Here is a 17,778-nt window from a genome sequence, read left to right on the forward strand (position 1 = left end):
ACAAGAACGCCTACTGAGCGTTCAGGCATCAAGGCCGCGTTCGGATTGCTGACGCGGAAAGGTAGGAATGAAACCGACTGACATCTCGGCGCCGGACTACTTTCACAAAGTGGTTGATTGCCAATGGGCCTGCCCCGCTCACACGCCAGTTCCCGAATACATCCGTTTGATTGCCGAGGGGCGTTATAGCGACGCCTACATGATCAACTGGAAATCGAATGTGTTTCCCGGAATTCTGGGACGCACCTGCGATCGCCCGTGCGAGCCGGCCTGCCGACGCGGCCGCGTCGAGGAAACACCCGTTGCGATCTGCCGGCTGAAGCGCGTCGCCGCCGACTTCAAGGACGACGTCAAGCATCGCATGCCGAAGGTATCGGCGAAGAACGGCAAGCGCATCGCGCTGGTCGGCGGCGGTCCCGCTTCGCTTGCGGTGGCGCGCGATCTTGCGCCGCTCGGCTATCACTGCACGGTGTTCGATGCCGATCCCAAGGCGGGCGGCATGATGCGCAGCCAGATTCCAAAGTTCCGGCTGCCGGATTCGGTGATCGACGAGGAAACCGATTACATCCTGGGCCTCGGCATCGAGTTCAAGGGCGGTCATCGCATCGACAGCCTGAAACAGCTGATGGCTGAAAATTATGATGCGATCTTCGTCGGCTCCGGCGCGCCGCGCGGCCGCGAGCTAGACATCCCCGGCCGCAAGGAGGCCGCCGCCAACATCCATATCGGCATTGAATGGCTGGCTTCGGTTTCGTTCGGCCATGTCGAGAAGATCGGCCGCCGCGTGATCGTGCTCGGCGGCGGCAACACCGCGATGGATTGCTGCCGCACCGCGCGCCGCCTCGGCGGCGAAGACGTCAAGGTGATCGTGCGTTCCGGCTTCGAGGAAATGAAGGCGAGCCCCTGGGAAAAGGAAGACGCCATTCACGAGGACATTCCGATCCTCAATTTCATGGTTCCGGTGGGATTCAAGCATGTAGCCGGCAAGCTCATCGGCGTCACCTTCCAGAAGGTGAAGGCGGAATATGACGCCAAGGGCCGGCGCAACCTGGTGCCCGCGGGCGAACCGGACCAGACCATTCCCTGCGATGATGTGCTGGTGGCGGTCGGGCAGGAAAACGCCTTCCCCTGGATCGAGCGCGACTGCGGCATCGAGTTCGACAAGTGGAACATGCCGCAGGTCGATGCCAAGACTTTCGCTTCGACCAACCCAAAGGTGTTCTTCGGCGGCGACGCGGCGTTCGGCCCCAAGAACATCATCTGGGCGGTGGCGCACGGCCATGACGCCGCGCTGTCGATCCACAAGATGCTCTCCGGCGAGGATATCACCGAGCGCCCGCTTCCCGAAGTGAATGTCTCCTCGCAGAAGATGGGCATCCACGAGTGGAGCTACGACAACGACATCTCCGCCGACAAGCGCTACAAGGTGCCGCACCGCGACAAGGTGATTGCGCTCAAGGACATCCGCGCCGAGGTCGAACTCGGCTACGACGTCAAGCTCGCGCTCGGCGAGGCGCAGCGCTGCCTGAACTGCGACATTCAGACGATTTTCAGCGCGCCCGCCTGCATCGAATGCGACGCCTGCGTCGACATCTGCCCGATGGATTGCATCACCTTCACGGATAACGGCGAGGAAGAAGATCTGCGGACACGGCTGAAAGCGCCCTCACCGCATCACGACCAGGCGCTCTATGTCGCCGACGGGCTCAAGACCGGGCGGGTCATGGTGAAGGACGAAGACGTCTGCCTGCATTGCGGACTCTGCGCCGAGCGTTGTCCCACCGGAGCCTGGGACATGCAGAAGTACCTCATCGATATGACTTACGCGGGATCAACATGTCAGTCCAAAGCCCGATCAGCAGCGTAAACGACTTCGTCGTCCGTTTCGCCAACGTCAACGGCTCGGGTTCGGCCAGCGCCAACGAGCTGTTCGCGCGCTCGATCCTGCGTCACGGCGTGCCGGTGAGCCCGCGCAACATCTTCCCCTCCAACATCCAGGGGCTGCCGACCTGGTACGAGGTGCGGGTGACCGAGGAAGGCCATCTCGGCGCCCGCGGCGGCGTCGACATGATGGTGGCGATGAACCCGCAGACCTGGGACAAGGACGTCGCCTCGATCGAGGCTGGCGGCTATCTGTTCTACGATTCCACCAAGCCGATGCCGACGTCGAAATTCCGCGCCGACATCAACGTCATCGGCGTGCCGCTGACCGCGATCACCAACTCGACCTATACCGATCCGCGCCAGCGCCAGCTGTTCAAGAACATCATCTATCTCGGCGCGATGTGCGCCCTGCTCGACATGGACCCGAAGATCGTCGAGCAATTGATATCAGAGCAATACAAGGGCAAGGAGAAGCTTCTCTCCTCGAACGTCCACGCCCTGCATCTCGGGCGCGACTGGGCGCTGCAGAACCTGAAATGCCCGATCGGGCTGCAGGTGAAGAAGGCCGACAAGGTCGGCGACCGCATCTTCATGGAAGGCAACAGCGCGGCCGCGCTCGGCGCCGTCTATGGCGGCGCCACCGTCTGCGCCTGGTATCCGATCACCCCGTCGTCGTCGGTGGCGGAAGCCTTCACCAGCCACTGCAAGAAGCTGCGGCACGACCCGGAAACCGGCAAGGCCAAATACGCCATCGTGCAGGGCGAGGACGAGCTTGCATCGATCGGCATGGTGATCGGCGCCTCCTGGAACGGCGCGCGCGCTTTCACCGCGACTTCCGGGCCCGGCGTCTCGCTGATGACGGAGTTCATCGGGCTTTCCTATTTTGCCGAAATTCCCGGCGTGATCATGAACATCCAGCGCGCCGGCCCCTCGACCGGCATGCCGACGCGCACCCAGCAATGCGACATCATCGCCTGCGCCTACGCTTCGCACGGCGACACCAAGCACATCCTGTTGTTCCCGGAAGACCCGGCGGAAGCGTTCGAGTTCGCGGCGCAATCGTTCGATCTCGCCGAGCGGCTGCAGACCATGATCTTCCTGATGCTCGACCTCGACATCGGCATGAACCACCGGCTCTGCCGTCCCCTGAAGTGGGACGACGCCAGGCAGTATGACCGTGGCAAGGTGATGACCGCAGAGATGCTCGACGAGCCCGGCCGCGACTTCGGCCGCTATCTCGACGTCGACGGCGACGGCATTCCCTACCGCACCTATCCCGGCACGCACCCGACCAAAGGCTCGTTCTTCACCCGCGGCACCTCGCGCGACCGCTATGCGCGCTATTCGGAAGAAGGCGCCGTTTACGCCGACAACATGCAGCGGCTGGTGCGCAAGTTCGAGACCGCGCAGGACATGGTGCCGCGCCCCCTGCAGGCCAACGCCACCAAGCCGACCAAATACGGCGTGATCTATTTCGGCTCGACTGCGCCGGCGATGGACGAGGCGATCGGCCTGCTGGAGGCGCGCGGACACCAGCTCGACCGCATGCGCATCCGCGCCTTCCCGTTCCACTCCAGCCTCGCCAGCTTCATTGCCGACCATGACTTCGTGTACGTGGTCGAGCAGAACCGCGACGCCCAGCTGCGCCAGTTGATCGTCAACGAGAACGACATCGATCCGGTGCGGCTGGTGCCGATCCTGCACTATGACGGCACCCCGATCACCGCGCGCTTCATCGCCAGCGCCATCGGCGACCATCAGGACCATCTGAAAGTGACTCCTCTCCGCAAGGCCGTGTCATGATCCGTCCTTTGACCTCTCCGTCATGCCCGGCCTTGTGCCGGGCATCCACGTCTTCCTTTTTCCCGGCCATGACGAGCCGGGAGCTGCAGGTGTTGTCATGACCTACATTGCAAAACCGAAATTCCACCATCCCGGCCTGCCGAAGAACGATCTCGGCTACACCCATCGGGACTACGAGGGCAAGATTTCGACGCTGTGCGCCGGCTGCGGTCACGACTCGATCACCGCTTCGATCATCGAGGCCTGCTTTGAGCTGTCGATCGAGCCGCATCGCGTCGCCAAGATCTCCGGCATCGGCTGTTCCTCGAAAACACCGGATTATTTCCTCGGCAATTCGCACGGCTTCAACTCGGTGCACGGCCGCATGCCGTCGGTCCTGACCGGCGCCAACCTCGCCAACCGCGACCTGATCTATCTCGGCGTCTCCGGCGACGGCGATTCCGCGTCGATCGGCTTCGGCCAGTTCGCCCATTCGATCCGGCGCGGCGTCAACATGACCTATATCGTCGAGAACAACGGCGTTTACGGCCTGACCAAGGGCCAGTTCTCGGCCACCGCCGACCGCGGCTCGAAATCCAAGAAGGGTGTGATGAACACCGACAACGCCATCGATCTGGTGGCGATTGCGCTGCAGCTCGGCGCCAGCTTCGTGGCGCGCAGCTTCTCCGGTGACAAGACCCAGCTGGTGCCGCTGATCGCGGCCGCCATCCGCCACAAGGGCGCGTCATTCATCGACGTCATCAGCCCCTGCATCGCCTTCAACAACCACGCCGGCTCGACCAAGAGTTTTGACTACGTCCGCGAACATAATGACGCGGTCAACCGCCTCGACGTCATCACCAGCCGCGACCCCATCACCGTCGATTATGCCCCGGGCTCGGTGCAGGTGGTGGAGCAGCACGACGGCACCAGGCTGGCGCTGCGCAAGATCGACGCCGATTACGACGCCAACGACCGGCTGGCGGCGATGACCTTCCTGCAGAAGCACGCCGCCAAGGGCCAGGTGGTGACCGGCTTGCTCTATGTCGATCCCGACGCCGAAGACATGCACACGCATCTCGACACCGTCGAGACGCCGCTCAACACGCTGGAAGCCAAGGAATTGTGCCCCGGCTCGTCAGCGCTGGACAAGATCAACGCCAGCCTGCGGTAGGGCATGCAGTCGTCAGGTCGCAACGTCGATGCATCCTGCGATATGGCTTAGCCTCGGAGGCAGGCATCGGTTAGCGTGCCTGCTTGCGTCCAAGCGGTCAACACGACCGCGCTTCTGACAACAAACCCGACCGGATTCGCGATCCACGGAATCCGACGGGCGTGCTATGATTGCTCGACCACGCGTCGATACACATGCCGCCGTAGATTTTTATCATTCATAGTTGAGAAGTATGATGTGGCATAAACCTGCTGCGATCGTCGCAATTCTGGCGGCAACGATCTTTTTGACCTCCAGCAACGCAAACGCAGCCTCCAGGAGCAAGTCCAACCAAATCAAGTACGAGTACGTGCCGCCAAAGGATCCGGCGCACCAGCCGATCCTCGACCAAATGAAGCAGGGTCGTGCACTCGAGCACCTGCAGGAATTGCTTAGTCCGATCCGCCTTCCCTACCCGCTGACGCTCAAGGTCGCGGGTTGCGACGGCGTCCCAAACGCCTGGTACAACGATGAAGTCATCACCGTGTGTTACGAAATGCTGGCGGAAATTTTGAAGAGCGCGCCGAAGCAAGATCTTCCCATCGGGGTTTCCCGGGCGGATACGGTCCTGGGCTCGAGTCTGGCGGTGTTTTTGCACGAAACCGCGCATGCGGTTTTCAACATGCTGCAAATACCGGTGCTCGGCCGGGAGGAAGACGCCGCCGATCAGTTCGCCGCCTACGTGATGCTCAGACTAGGCAAGGATGAGGCCCGCAGAATGATCCTGGGCTCCGCCTATCACCATGCGATCCAGATGCCAGGACCGCAGGTCACCGTTCCGATCCAGGCGCTTTCAGCTGAGCATTCGACGCCGGCGCAGCGGACGTTCAACATCTTGTGTGTCGCCTATGGTGCGGACAAGAAACTGTTCGCCGACATCGCCGAAAAGGAATTCCTCCCCAAGGACCGGGCCGAAGTCTGCGCGCGGGAGTATGATGATCTCAACTTTGCCATGACAAAGCTGATCGGTCCCCACATTGACAAGCGTCTGGCCGGGAGATTTCACGAAGTCTGGGCGCGAACCGTCAGTACCCGTCGCGCATTCCTTGCGCGCCAGTAAGATTTTCGACGTCTGAGCACCGCGACCGGCCAGGGAGTTGTGCCCCGGCTCGTCAGCGCTGGAAAAGATCAACGCCGGCTTGCGGCAGAGCGGGACGTATCAAGAATGGGCCTGCGGGGTGCAGCCGACCTTATTGTGCGCGTCTCAATGCGGTTGCACTGGTAGCAACAGAAAACCTTGATGAGTGGCTTGGCCCCGATAGCGGGCAGCTTGCCCAACAGCCGCATCTCGGCGTGGCACTTTTCGCATACTCGGATTTCCAGTACTGGCTGGCCCATCTCGATAGGATGTGTACGAAACCAGTCGGAACAATGGAGTTTTGCTCCGTAAGACTACGGCAAACGAAAAGCCGCCTATTCCGAGAGGGCGGCGATTAAGGGAGTCTTAGGCCAGTCGTGCCGATGATCGACCTCTTGTGAACGCTCAAGGACGAGGTTCCGCCGTGCTCAAGGACGGCACTTATTCGGCATGGTTCAAGACCCCGGCAGGCCAAGGCACTGGCATCGTCCATGTTGCAGACGGCAGGATCTGGGGGCGCGACGGCGTCATGACCTACGAGGGGTCATGCGAAGTCGACGGCGACCGATTCACCGCGGTCGTCATCACAAGAAAACACACAGGCGGGCTGCCAACCGTGTTTGGCGATGATCAGGAGCTCGAGCTCAAGCTGCAGGGAACGTGCACCGGCAAGATAGCCACCTACACCGGAACGGCGGAACAGTTTCCAGGCCTGCTCCTGGAGGGAACGCTGATTTACAACGAGCAGGCGCGCGCCCCGGAGGCGAGCGAGCCCATACCAGCATTCGACCCGCACAAACTGCCGAAATTGCCGACGCGCGGGCGCTGATCGCTCGGGATCGCAAGGAACGCCGGGAGTGTAGCTACGCCACCGCGGCCAGCCCGCGCGGGTTGGCGACGTATTCCTTCAGCACCTTGCCGGTCGCGTCGACCTCGACCAGCGAGACGTTGTAGGTCCAGAGGTCGGCAAGGTGCTGCAGCACGCGCTTCGCATCGGTGTCATTGAGCTGCGCGCCTTTCAGCACGGTGTGGCGCAGCATCAGATGGCGATCACCGGCGAGATCGACATCGACGACTTCGATGTTGGCATCGATGAAGCCGACGTCGTATGTCCGTGACAGGGCGCGGCGCACGCGCCGATAGCCGCGCTCGTCGTGGATCGCATCGACCCTGATGCCGGCGGTCTCGGCCGGATCGTCATGCAAGTGGAACATGCGGAAGTGCCGCATCAGCCGCGGTGAGAGGAACTGGCTGATGAAGCTCTCGTCGCGGTAATTGGCCCAGACATCGCGGAGCACGCCCATCGTATCGCCCTTGCCGGCGATATCCGGAAACCATTCGCGATCCTCGTCCTCGGGATTGGTCACAATGCGCTCGATGTCCTGCATCATCGCAAAACCGAGCGCGTAGGGGTTGAAGCCCGAGAAATACTTACTGTCGAAGTCGGGCTGGAACACGACGTTGGTATGCGACGACAGGAATTCGAGGAAATTGCCGTCGGAGAGCTGCCCCTGCAGGTGCAGCCGGTTCATGATGCGGTAATGAACGTAGGTCGCGGTGCCCTCGTTCATGACCTTGGTCTGGCTCTGTGGGTAAAAATACTGTGCGATGTGCCGCACGATGCGCAGCAGCTCGCGCTGCCAGGGCGCCAGGCGCGGCGCGGTCTTTTCCAGGAAGTACAGGATGTTTTCCTGCGGCAGGCCGAGCAGCGCGCGGCGGCGATCGGCGCTCAGCGTTGCCACGCTCTTGACCGGTCCGGTCGGAATGGTCCGCCACAAATCATTGAACACGCTTTCTTCGTGCTGGCGGCGGTACTGGGCCCGTTTCTCCTCGACGCGCAGGTCGGGCAGCTTCTTGCCGGGATAGCGGTTGATGCCATGCGACATCAGCGCGTGCGCCGCGTCCAGCGTCTGCTCGACCGCCAGCCGGCCGTGGCGATCCTCGCACTGCGCGACGTAGGTCTTGGCGAATTCGAGGTAATCGAGAATGCCGTCGGCGTCGGTCCACTGCTTGAACAGGTAATTGTTCTTGAAGAAATGATTGTGGCCGAAGGCGGCGTGCGCGATCACCAGCGTCTGCATGGTCGCGGTGTTCTCCTCCATCAGATAGGAGATGCACGGCGACGAGTTGATGACGATCTCATAGGCCAGACCCATCAGGCCCTTGCGGTAGGAGGCCTGCTGATAGGCAAAGTGCTTGCCGAACGACCAATGCTTGTAGAACAAGGGCATGCCGACCGAGCAATAGGCGTCCAGCATCTGCTCGGCGGTGATCACCTCGATCTGGTTCGGATAGACATTGAGCCCGAGCTCGGACTCCGCGATCTCCTCGCAGGCGTCATGGATCCGCTGCAGCGTCGGGAAATCCCAATCAGCACCCTGAAACAGCCGTTCGCCTGTCATGGTGCCCTCTCCTGTCTTACGCGGCGCTGGAAGAGATCGTGAAACACCGGGAAGATTTCGCTGCGCTCGCAGACCTTGCGCATCGACAACGGCGCACCGGCGAGGCGCAGGCGCTCATACAGCGTCCATAGCGACGAATCCGGCATCTCGAAGGTCAGACCGGCATCCTGGCCGACCTCGAGATAGGCAAAAAACTGGCTGACGGGGAGAATCTTCTCGGTCAGCAGCCGGCCCGCCACCTCGCCGTCGGATGTGGAATTGTCGCCATCGGAAGCCTGCGCGGCGTAGATATTCCAGTCCGCCGGGCGGAACCGCGAACGCACGATCTCGTGCATCTCCTGCAACGCACTCGAAACCAGCGTGCCGCCCGATGCCGGGCCATGGAAGAATGTATCCTCGTCGACCTCTTCGGCGCGGTCGGTATGGCGGATGAAGACGATCTCGACGTGGCGATAGCGCCGCTTCAGGAAGACATAGAGCAGCGTGTAGAAGCGCTTGGCGAGGTCTTTCATGTGCTCGGTCATCGAGCCCGAGACGTCCATCAGGCAGAACATCACGGCCTGGGCAATCGGCTTCGGCGTGGTCTCGAACCGCCGGTATCGGATGTCGATCGGGTCGATGAACGGGATCCGCTTGGCCTTGGCTTTCAGGGCTTCGATCTCGGCCAGCAGTTCGGCGCGGCGCGCCTCGTCGCCGCAAATCAGCAACTCGGCTTCAAGGGCCGCGATCTCTTCCGGCTTCGGCCGCCGCAATGCCACCCGCCGCGCCATCGCGCGGCTCACGGTACGGGGAATGGAAATATTCGCCGGCGAACCCGACGTCGCATAACCGGCGCGGCGGATTCCTTCGCTCTCCACCTCGGCAAGCTTGCGCTTGGCGAGGTCAGGCAATTCGAGATCGTCCAGGAACAGGTCGACGAATTCCTCGCGGCTGAGAACGAAGCGGAATGCGTCTTCGCTGTCGCCCTCCCCCGCGCCGCCGGCCTTGCCGCCCGAGCCGCCCGAGCGCGGCAGCATGTCGCCTTCGATGAACTTCTTGTTTCCAGGAAGTATCATGTCCCGGGTGCCGCCTTCACGGCGGAACCGCGGCTCGTCCATGCCATCCAGGGGGATGCTGACCTCGCCGCCTTCCAGGACATCCTTGATGTCCCGGTCGTGCGAGGTCTTCTTGACCGCCTGCTGAACCAGCGCCTTCGCCCGGCGCAAGAACCGCTGACGGTTCTCGAGACTCTTGCTGCCCGGATTCAGCCGCCGATCAACGATGTGAATAGCAACCACTTCGCATCCGCCTCAGCCGGCTTGCTTCACGCGCATGTACCATTCGACGAGCCGGCGGACCTGCCGTTCGGTGTAACCGCGGTCCACCATCCGCGCGACGAAATCGTCGTGCTTCTTCTCGGTTTCGCCGTCCTTTTTCGAGCCGAACGAAATGACGGGCAGCAGATCTTCCACTTGCGAGAATATCCGCTTTTCGATCACCTCGCGAACCTTTTCGTAAGAGGTCCAGCCCGGATTCTTGCCGCCGTTCTGGGCTCGCGACCGCAGCGAGAACTTCACGACCTCGTTACGGAAGTCCTTCGGGTTGGCGATGCCCGCAGGCTTCTCGATCTTGGTCAGCTCCTGATTGAGCAATTCACGGTCGAGCAATTGTCCGGTGTCGGGATCCTTGAAGTCCTGATCTTCGATCCAGGCGTCGGCGTAATCCACGTAACGGTCGAACAGGTTCTGGCCATAATCCGAATAGGATTCGAGATAGGCTTTCTGAATCTCGTTTCCGATGAACTCGGCATATCGCGGCACCAGTTCGGCCTTGATGAATTCGAGGTAACGCTTCTCGGTCTCATCAGGGAGTTGCTCGCGACGGATCGACTGTTCCAGCGCATACATCAGGTGAACGGCATCCGCGCCGACCTCCGACGTATCGTGATTGTAGGTTGCGGCGAGCACCTTGAACGCGAAGCGGGTCGAGACGCCGTCCATGCCTTCGTCGACGCCGGCGGCATCCTTGTATTCCTGGACGCTGCGGGCCTTGGGATCGGACTCCTTCAGGCTTTCGCCGTCATAAACCCGCATCTTTGCAAACACGGTGGAGTTTTCGTGACGGCGCAGCCGCGACATGACAGAGAAGCGCGCCAGCGTCTCCAGCGTCGACGGCGCGCAGGGCGCGGCGGCGAGTTCGGAGCCCTGGATCAGCTTCTCGTAGATCTTCTGTTCTTCCGTGACGCGCAGGCAATACGGCACCTTGATGACGCAGATGCGGTCGATGAAGGCTTCGTTGTTCTTGTTGGTCTTGAAGCTCTGCCACTCGGATTCGTTGGAGTGCGCAAGAATGACGCCGGTAAAGGGGATCGCACCGATATTCTCGGTTCCGATATAGTTGCCTTCCTGCGTCGCCGTCAGCAGCGGATGCAGCATCTTGATCGGCGCCTTGAACATCTCGACGAATTCGAGGATGCCCTGGTTGGCGCGGTTCAAGCCGCCGGAATAGCTGTAGGCGTCGGGGTCGTTCTGGGCGAAGGTTTCCAGCTTGCGGATGTCGACCTTGCCGACCAGCGAGGAGATGTCCTGGTTGTTTTCATCACCCGGCTCGGTCTTGGCGACCGCGATCTGCCGCAGCCGCGACGGCTGGATCTTGGCGACACGGAATTGCGAGATGTCGCCGCCGAACGATTCGAGCCGCTTGTAGCACCACGGGCTCATCAGCCCGGTGAGGCGGCGGCGCGGAATGCCGTATTTTTCCTCGAGCATCGGCCCGAGTGTTTCCGGGTCAAACAGGCTGAGCGGACTTTCGAAGACGGGACTGAGTTCGTCGCCGGCCTTCAAGACATAAATGGGGTGAACTTCCATCAACGCCTTGAGGCGTTCGGCAAGCGATGACTTGCCGCCGCCGACGGGCCCGAGCAGATAGAGGATCTGCTTGCGCTCTTCGAGACCTTGAGCGGCGTGCCGGAAGAACCCGACGATGCGCTCGATGGTTTCTTCCATGCCATAGAAGCCGGCAAAGGCCGGATAGGTGCGCATGGTGCGGTTCAAAAAAATACGGCCAAGGCGTTGATCCCTGGCCGTGTCGATCATCTGAGGTTCGCCGATTGCCGCTAGCAACCGCTCGGCCGCATTCGCATATTTAAGCGGATCGCTTCGACACGATTCCAGATAGTCCGCCATCGACATGTCGCTCTGACTTCTGGCTTCGAAGGAGCGAGCAAACGCGTTGAACAGAGAATCGTTGTACATAGATTCATCTCCTCATGGTTCAGCTATAACGTAGGATGCGCTGGCCAAGTTCCAAGCCCCGGCAAGCCTCCTGCGTATCCAATCGCGAATCACCAACAGCAGATGTGATATCTGACACGCGACTGACTCCCTCACGCAATGCAATAGTCGTGCTAAGCGACTCGGCAGCTCAAGAATTTGCTGGAATCCACTGAATCTGTAACCGGCGTGCAACATGCGGCATCCGGAGAAGTACTGGTTTTTCAGGTAGATGAACGAACCTGCAGAATTCGCGCGGTTGAACACGCGCCGCCGCAATGCTTGTCGATTCATTAACGCACGCCGCGCGCGGCGTCCGTTCAGCGCGTCGGACCATAACGGACGATCTGAGATCCAGATCACTCCAGGCTGCGTCATCCTCGGTAGATCATCTCTCTGTTCGGTGTCGTTCGAGGAATCCGAACGCGCGAATTCCGTTTCCAGGGCTTATGCCGCTCACCACAACGCCTGACGTTTGCGCTCTCGTTGGCACGAATGCCATCAAGGCGGCGTGCATTGCGACTGTAATCAAGTCCCGAGCGCGGCGAACCGATACAAGAGGCTCGCGCGCTAGTACTTTTGGATTAGTCCGGCGCAACCAATTCGCGGATCCCTCCTGAGTGCGGCGCAAAACGAAACCGGCGCTGCCGTCGATCGGCACAGGTGTGCTCCACGTCATGGTCCGAATTGGACACCTGCCGGGATTTATTGTGCAAGGCACAATGCGGGCAAATCATGGGGCGAGAATGGGCGCGTCGCCCAATTTTTAGGCAACCGACCGCCTGCAGTAAGGTTTTCCCGCCAACTGCCTGAAATTGAACGCAGCCGCAGCCGCCTGCGACCAATCAGCAGATCGAAGCCGCACCATGGCGGCGCCTGGCACCGCACCGCTTCCGTGCGGACGGCCGGTGTGTCACGCATTTAGGGACGATCATGAAGCGCATCTTCCTGTGTACCCTCACGCTGGCCGCGATGGCCTCGCTTGCCGGCCCCAGCCATGCCCAGGGCGACGTCGACAAGGCAAGAGCTGCCGCCTTCGACAACAGGATGTTCGCCGGCCCCCTCGGTCAAAAGACCTATGCCTGCTTCGTGCGCCGCTACGACGCCAACCACCTGGCGCAGCACCCCAAGCAAAAAGTCAGCGCGATGAAGCTGCTGGTCACGGCCGAGAATCCGCCGGAAGAGAAGATCACCAATTACTCCTTCCGCATCGGCGTCAAATATCGGCATCGGCCGGGCAATTTCGACGCCAGCGGCTATTGCAACCACGTCATCGCTGAAGACAAAGGCAACGAGATCCGCTTCGGCTGCGGCGTCGATTGCGACGGCGGCGGCATCGCTATCGCGATGAAGGACGACAAATCAGCCGTCATCCAGCTGGAGCGGATCAGGATCTGGGACCGCAACAAGCCCGATGACGATTCCGAAAAAGAACTGGTGGCAGGCGCGACGACAAGATTTTCCGGGTCGATCGCACCGATCTGCGCGAATGTGCCGAGCTGGTGACCGACCGCAAGGAACTCGCGGCGCTCAGGCATAAGTGACAGCTTTAAGGCCATCGAATTGGAGGACGCCATGCATCGACGCAGCATCTTGTGGGCCGCGGCTTCCGCTTTCGGCGCCGCCTTTGCTGCCTCGCGCGCCGGCGCGGCGACCGAGGCGCCGCCGACGAGAAAACTGAAAGTGGTCTATCACCTCAACGACCTCGACAAGGTCAGCTCTGTCGTCGGCAACATCCAGAACCACCTCGACGGCGTCGGCGGGCCCGACAACGTCACCATCGCTCTGGTCGTTCACGGCCAGGCGCTGCGCGCGTTCCACGCCTCCGCGGCCAATCCCGATCTGACGCGGCATATCGGCCAGTTCGCCAGGGGCGGAATTGAACTCGCCGTCTGCGGCAACACCATGAAATCCCAGAAGGTCGGCCTCGCCGATCTCTTGCCCGGCTTCATTTCCGCCGACCAGGGCGGCGTGGTGCGCATCGCCGAGTTGCAATCGCAGGGCTATCTCTATCTGCGACCCTGATCGCAATCTGGGACCCTAACGCAATCCGCGATCGTGATCGCGGCGTCCGCTTTCCCGTCACAAAATCGTGCTGGATTTCGGCAACCCTCCAGGTGCTCGTCCCGGGGATCGAACTGACGTAAATGGCGTTATCCGACCGAATACTCCCAATCCGACCGGCAGCCATTCCATCACTTGCCATCCACTTGCCATCCAATTGTTGACATTCCCGCCTCGCACCCGAAAGCTGCCGGGGAACCCGAAAACCGACGACCGGACAGAACAGGCATCATGAATCCCGTCAAAGCACTCGAAAACCACGGTCAGGCCGTCTGGCTGGATTTCCTCGCCCGAGGCTTCGTCGCCAAGGGCGATCTGAAGAATTTGATCGATACCGACGGCGTCAAAGGCGTGACCTCGAACCCCGCGATCTTCGAGAAAGCCATCGGCAGTTCGGACGAATATGACGGCGCGATCGGCCAGGCGCTGAAAAAGGGCGACCGCCCGGTCGCCGACCTGTTCGAACACGTCGCCATTGAGGACATCCAGAACGCCGCTGACGTGTTGCGACCGGTGTACGACCAGTTGAAGGGCGAGGACGGTTTCGTCAGCCTCGAGGTCTCGCCCTATCTGGCGATGGACACCAAAGGCACCATCGCCGAGGCCGAGCGGCTGTGGAAGGACGTCAAGCGCAAGAATTTGATGGTGAAGGTGCCGGCGACGCCGGAAGGCCTGCCTGCGATCGAACATCTGATCGGTGAAGGCATCAGCATCAACATCACGCTATTGTTCTCGCAAAAGGTCTATCGCCAGGTGGCGGAAGCCTATCTCGACGGGCTGGAGAAACTCGTCGCCGGCGGTGGCGATCCCTCGCGTGTGGCCAGTGTCGCCAGCTTCTTCGTCAGCCGGATCGACAGCGCCGTCGACAAGCAGCTCGACGACAAGATCGCAAGGGCCAACGACCCCAGCGAAAAGGAGCGCCTGAGCGCGCTCAAGGGCAAGGTCGCGATCGCGAACGCCAAGATGGCCTATCAGGACTACAAGGGCCTGTTCTCGGGCGCACGCTGGGACAAGCTCAAGGCCAAGGGCGCAAAGCCACAGCGGCTGTTGTGGGCTTCGACCGGCACCAAGAACAAGGACTACAGCGACGTGCTCTATGTCGAGGAACTGATCGGCCCCAACACCATCAACACGGTGCCGCCGGCGACACTCGACGCGTTCCGCGATCACGGCACGCCGCGCGACAGCCTCGAGGAAAATATCGAGGACGCGCGCCGCGTGCTGGAAGAGCTGGAAAAATCCGGCATCTCGCTCGATGCGATCACCACCGAGCTGGTCAAGGATGGCGTCAAGCAATTCGCCGATGCCGCCGACAAGCTCTACGGTGCCGTCGCGCACAAGCGCGCGGCTTCGCTTGGCGGCGGAATCGACAAGCAGCACCTCGTGCTCGGCGACGGCATCAAGAAAGCCGTGGAGAAGAGCACCGAGGACTGGCGGGCGTCAGCCAAAATCCGACGGCTCTGGCACAAGGACAAATCGGTCTGGAGCAATGACGACGAGAATAAGTGGTTGGGCTGGTTGAACAGTCCGGCTGCAGCAGATGTCGCCGATTACGAGGATTTTGCCAGGCGCGTGAAGGGGCAGAACTTTTCGGACGCCGTCGTGCTCGGCATGGGCGGATCGAGCCTTGGTCCGGAAGTGCTGGCGGAAACCTTCCCTAAGAAATCGGGCTTCCCGAAACTGCACGTGCTCGACTCCACCGACCCCGCGCAGGTGCGCGCGATGGAGAAGAAGGTCGACCTGGCAAAAACCCTGTTCATCGTCTCCAGCAAATCCGGCGGCACTACCGAGCCGAATGCGATGAAGGATTATTTCTTCGATCGCGTTTCCAGGACCATCGGCGCTGACAAGGCGGGCCATCGCTTCATCGCGGTGACCGACCCCGGCTCGTCGCTGGAGAAGGTCGCGACCAAGCAGGGCTTCGCGCGCATTTTCTACGGCGATCCATCGATCGGCGGACGTTACTCGGTGCTGTCGCCGTTCGGGCTGGTGCCGGCGGCTGCCGCCGGCATCGATGTCAAAAGCCTGATCAAGCACACGCTGGCGATGGTGCGCTCCTGCGGCGCCGACGTGCCGCCGCACGAAAACCCCGGCGTACAGCTTGGGCTTGCGCTCGGCCTAGCCGGGCTCGAAGGCCGCGACAAGGTGACAATATCCTCGTCGACGAAGATCGCCGATTTCGGCGCCTGGGCCGAGCAATTGATCGCGGAGTCCACCGGCAAGGACGGCAAGGGCCTGATCCCGATCGACGGCGAACCGCTGGCCGATCCCGCGATCTACGGCGACGACCGCTTCTTCATCGATATCCGGACCGAGGGCGAAGCCGATTCGGCGCACGACGACAAGCTTTCCGCCCTCGAGGCCGCCGGGCATCCGGTGGTCCGCATCGTGATGAAATCGATCAACCATATCGGCCAGGAGTTCTTCCGCTTCGAGATGGCGACCGCAGTGGCCGGCGCCGTCCTCGGCATCAACCCGTTCAACCAGCCTGATGTCGAGGCGGCCAAGATCAAGACGCGCGAACTGACCGCGGCGTTCGAGAAGACCGGCGCACTGCCGGCTGAACAGCCGGTGGTCGCCACCGCCGAAGCCGACATCTACACCGACGAAGCCAATGCCGCCGCGCTGCGCAAGGCCGGCGCCAATGGCACGTTGGAATCCTGGATCAAGGCGCACCTCTCGCGTCCCGGCAGCGGCGACTATTTTGCACTGCTGGCCTATATCGCGCGCGAAGGCGGATCGATCGACATGCTGCAGAAGATGCGGCTGGCGGTGCGTGACGTCAGGCATGTCGCGACCTGCGCCGAATTCGGACCGCGCTTCCTGCATTCGACCGGCCAGGCCTACAAGGGCGGGCCCGACAGCGGCGTGTTCCTGCAGATCACCGCTGACGACGCCAAGGACCTGGCCGTGCCCGGCCAGAAGGCGAGTTTTGGCGTCGTCAAGGCGGCCCAGGCGCGCGGCGATTTCGACGTGCTGACCGAACGCGGCCGGCGCGCATTGCGGGTTCATCTCAAGGGCGACCTCAAGCCGGCGCTTGCCGCGCTGGATGCCGCGATATCGGAAGCGCTCAACTAGAGAGAGCGCGCAATAAGGGAAGTATTGGCATGCAGCTTGGCATGATCGGCCTCGGCCGGATGGGCGGCAACATCGTGCGGCGGCTGATGAGGAACGGCCACACGTCGGTGGTCTACGACAAGGACGCCAAAGCCGTTGCCGCGCTGGCCGCCGAAGGCGCTGCTGGCGCCGAGACGCTGGAAGCGTTCGTCGCGAAGCTGGAGAAGCCGCGCACCGCCTGGGTGATGCTGCCGGCCGGCAAGATCACCGAGGCCACCATCGAAGCACTCGCCAAACTGATGGAGCCCGGTGACGTCATCATCGACGGCGGCAACACATTCTGGCAGGACGACGTTCGCCGCGGCAAAGTGCTCAGGGAGCGCGGACTGCATTATGTCGACGTCGGCACCAGCGGCGGCGTCTGGGGCATCGAGCGCGGCTATTGCATGATGATCGGCGGCGACAAGGCCGTGGTCGACCGGCTCGATCCGATCTTCAAGACGCTGGCGCCGGGGATCGGCGACATCCCGCGCACCGGCGGCCGCGACGGCCGCGACCCCCGCATTGAGCAGGGCTATATCCATGCCGGCCCCAGCGGCGCCGGGCATTTCGTCAAGATGATCCATAACGGCATCGAGTATGGGCTGATGCAGGCCTATGCCGAGGGTTTTGATATCCTGAAGAACGCCAATATCGAGGCCTTGCCGGCGGAGCATCGTTTTGATCTCGACATTGCCGATATCGCCGAGGTATGGCGGCGCGGCAGCGTGATCCCTTCCTGGCTGCTCGATCTCACTTCGTCGGCGCTCGCCGAGAACCAGACGCTGGATAATTATTCCGGCCATGTCGAGGATTCCGGCGAGGGCCGCTGGACCGTCAATGCCGCGATCGACGAGGCGGTGCCGGCCGAGGTGCTGACGGCGGCGCTCTATGCCCGCTTCCGTTCGCGCAAGGATCACACATTCGCGGAGAAGATCCTTTCCGCGATGCGCGCAGGCTTCGGCGGTCACAAGGAGCCGCCGAAGAAGCCGGGCTCGAAGGCTTAAC

The 17,778-nt window shown here is 61.8% G+C and carries 11 protein-coding genes and 1 pseudogene; 9 read left to right on the top strand and 3 right to left on the bottom strand.

The window, feature by feature from the left end:
* Window positions 1-67: 67 nt before the first annotated feature.
* From JQ575_RS14810 to JQ575_RS14830, 5 genes are all read left to right on the top strand, one after another.
* Window positions 68-1,867 carry an FAD-dependent oxidoreductase gene (locus JQ575_RS14810; protein WP_212033965.1) on the top strand — a complete coding sequence of 600 codons (1,800 nt, stop codon included), beginning with the start codon at window positions 68-70 and terminating at the stop codon, window positions 1,865-1,867.
* The gene (locus JQ575_RS14815) at window positions 1,837-3,687 is read left to right on the top strand and encodes a 2-oxoacid:acceptor oxidoreductase subunit alpha (RefSeq protein WP_212033967.1); all 1,851 of its coding nucleotides are present in this window, start codon (window positions 1,837-1,839) and stop codon (window positions 3,685-3,687) included. Before JQ575_RS14810 ends, JQ575_RS14815 begins: the two co-directional genes overlap by 31 nt.
* A 97-nt stretch (window positions 3,688-3,784) precedes the next feature.
* On the top strand, window positions 3,785-4,840 hold the full coding sequence (locus tag JQ575_RS14820) for a 2-oxoacid:ferredoxin oxidoreductase subunit beta (protein ID WP_211997397.1): 1,056 nt from the start codon (window positions 3,785-3,787) through the stop codon (window positions 4,838-4,840).
* A gap of 286 nt (window positions 4,841-5,126) precedes the next feature.
* Entirely contained in the window at window positions 5,127-5,939 is an 813-nt protein-coding gene (locus JQ575_RS14825) for a DUF4344 domain-containing metallopeptidase (protein ID WP_249166654.1), read from the top strand.
* Between the two features lie 442 nt (window positions 5,940-6,381).
* The gene (locus tag JQ575_RS14830) at window positions 6,382-6,786 is read left to right on the top strand and encodes a hypothetical protein (RefSeq protein WP_212033970.1); all 405 of its coding nucleotides are present in this window, start codon (window positions 6,382-6,384) and stop codon (window positions 6,784-6,786) included.
* Window positions 6,787-6,820: 34 nt separating this feature from the next.
* Here JQ575_RS14830 and JQ575_RS14835 read toward each other — a convergent pair whose 3' ends face one another.
* The 3 genes from JQ575_RS14835 to JQ575_RS14845 are packed head-to-tail and all read right to left on the bottom strand — an operon-like array spanning window position 6,821 to window position 11,592.
* A complete protein-coding gene (locus JQ575_RS14835; protein WP_212033971.1) occupies window positions 6,821-8,359 on the bottom strand; it encodes a SpoVR family protein in 1,539 nt (512 codons plus the stop codon).
* Window positions 8,356-9,627 carry a YeaH/YhbH family protein gene (locus JQ575_RS14840; protein WP_212034006.1) on the bottom strand — a complete coding sequence of 424 codons (1,272 nt, stop codon included), beginning with the start codon at window positions 9,625-9,627 and terminating at the stop codon, window positions 8,356-8,358. Before JQ575_RS14840 ends, JQ575_RS14835 begins: the two co-directional genes overlap by 4 nt.
* Window positions 9,628-9,648: 21 nt before the next feature.
* On the bottom strand, window positions 9,649-11,592 hold the full coding sequence (locus JQ575_RS14845; RefSeq protein WP_192740101.1) for a PrkA family serine protein kinase: 1,944 nt from the start codon (window positions 11,590-11,592) through the stop codon (window positions 9,649-9,651).
* A 951-nt stretch (window positions 11,593-12,543) separates the two neighbouring features.
* Between JQ575_RS14845 and JQ575_RS14850 the strand changes: the two are divergent.
* The 4 genes and pseudogenes from JQ575_RS14850 (at window position 12,544) to gnd (ending at window position 17,777) form a co-directional block, all read left to right on the top strand.
* Window positions 12,544-13,154, top strand: a pseudogene (locus tag JQ575_RS14850) (hypothetical protein).
* A 31-nt stretch (window positions 13,155-13,185) separates the two neighbouring features.
* Window positions 13,186-13,635 (top strand): DsrE family protein, encoded by a 450-nt coding sequence (locus JQ575_RS14855; protein ID WP_212033973.1) that lies wholly within the window; start codon window positions 13,186-13,188, stop codon window positions 13,633-13,635.
* Window positions 13,636-13,905: 270 nt separating this feature from the next.
* Complete coding sequence (locus JQ575_RS14860) at window positions 13,906-16,752, top strand: bifunctional transaldolase/phosoglucose isomerase (RefSeq protein ID WP_212033975.1); 2,847 nt, start codon at window positions 13,906-13,908, stop codon at window positions 16,750-16,752.
* A 29-nt stretch (window positions 16,753-16,781) separates the two neighbouring features.
* Complete coding sequence (gnd, locus tag JQ575_RS14865) at window positions 16,782-17,777, top strand: phosphogluconate dehydrogenase (NAD(+)-dependent, decarboxylating) (RefSeq protein ID WP_212033977.1); 996 nt, start codon at window positions 16,782-16,784, stop codon at window positions 17,775-17,777.
* The last annotated feature ends 1 nt before the right edge of the window (window position 17,778 follow it).

It is taken from the genome of Bradyrhizobium sp. JYMT SZCCT0428 (assembly GCF_018131075.1).
Taxonomy (GTDB): Bacteria; Pseudomonadota; Alphaproteobacteria; order Rhizobiales; family Xanthobacteraceae; genus Bradyrhizobium.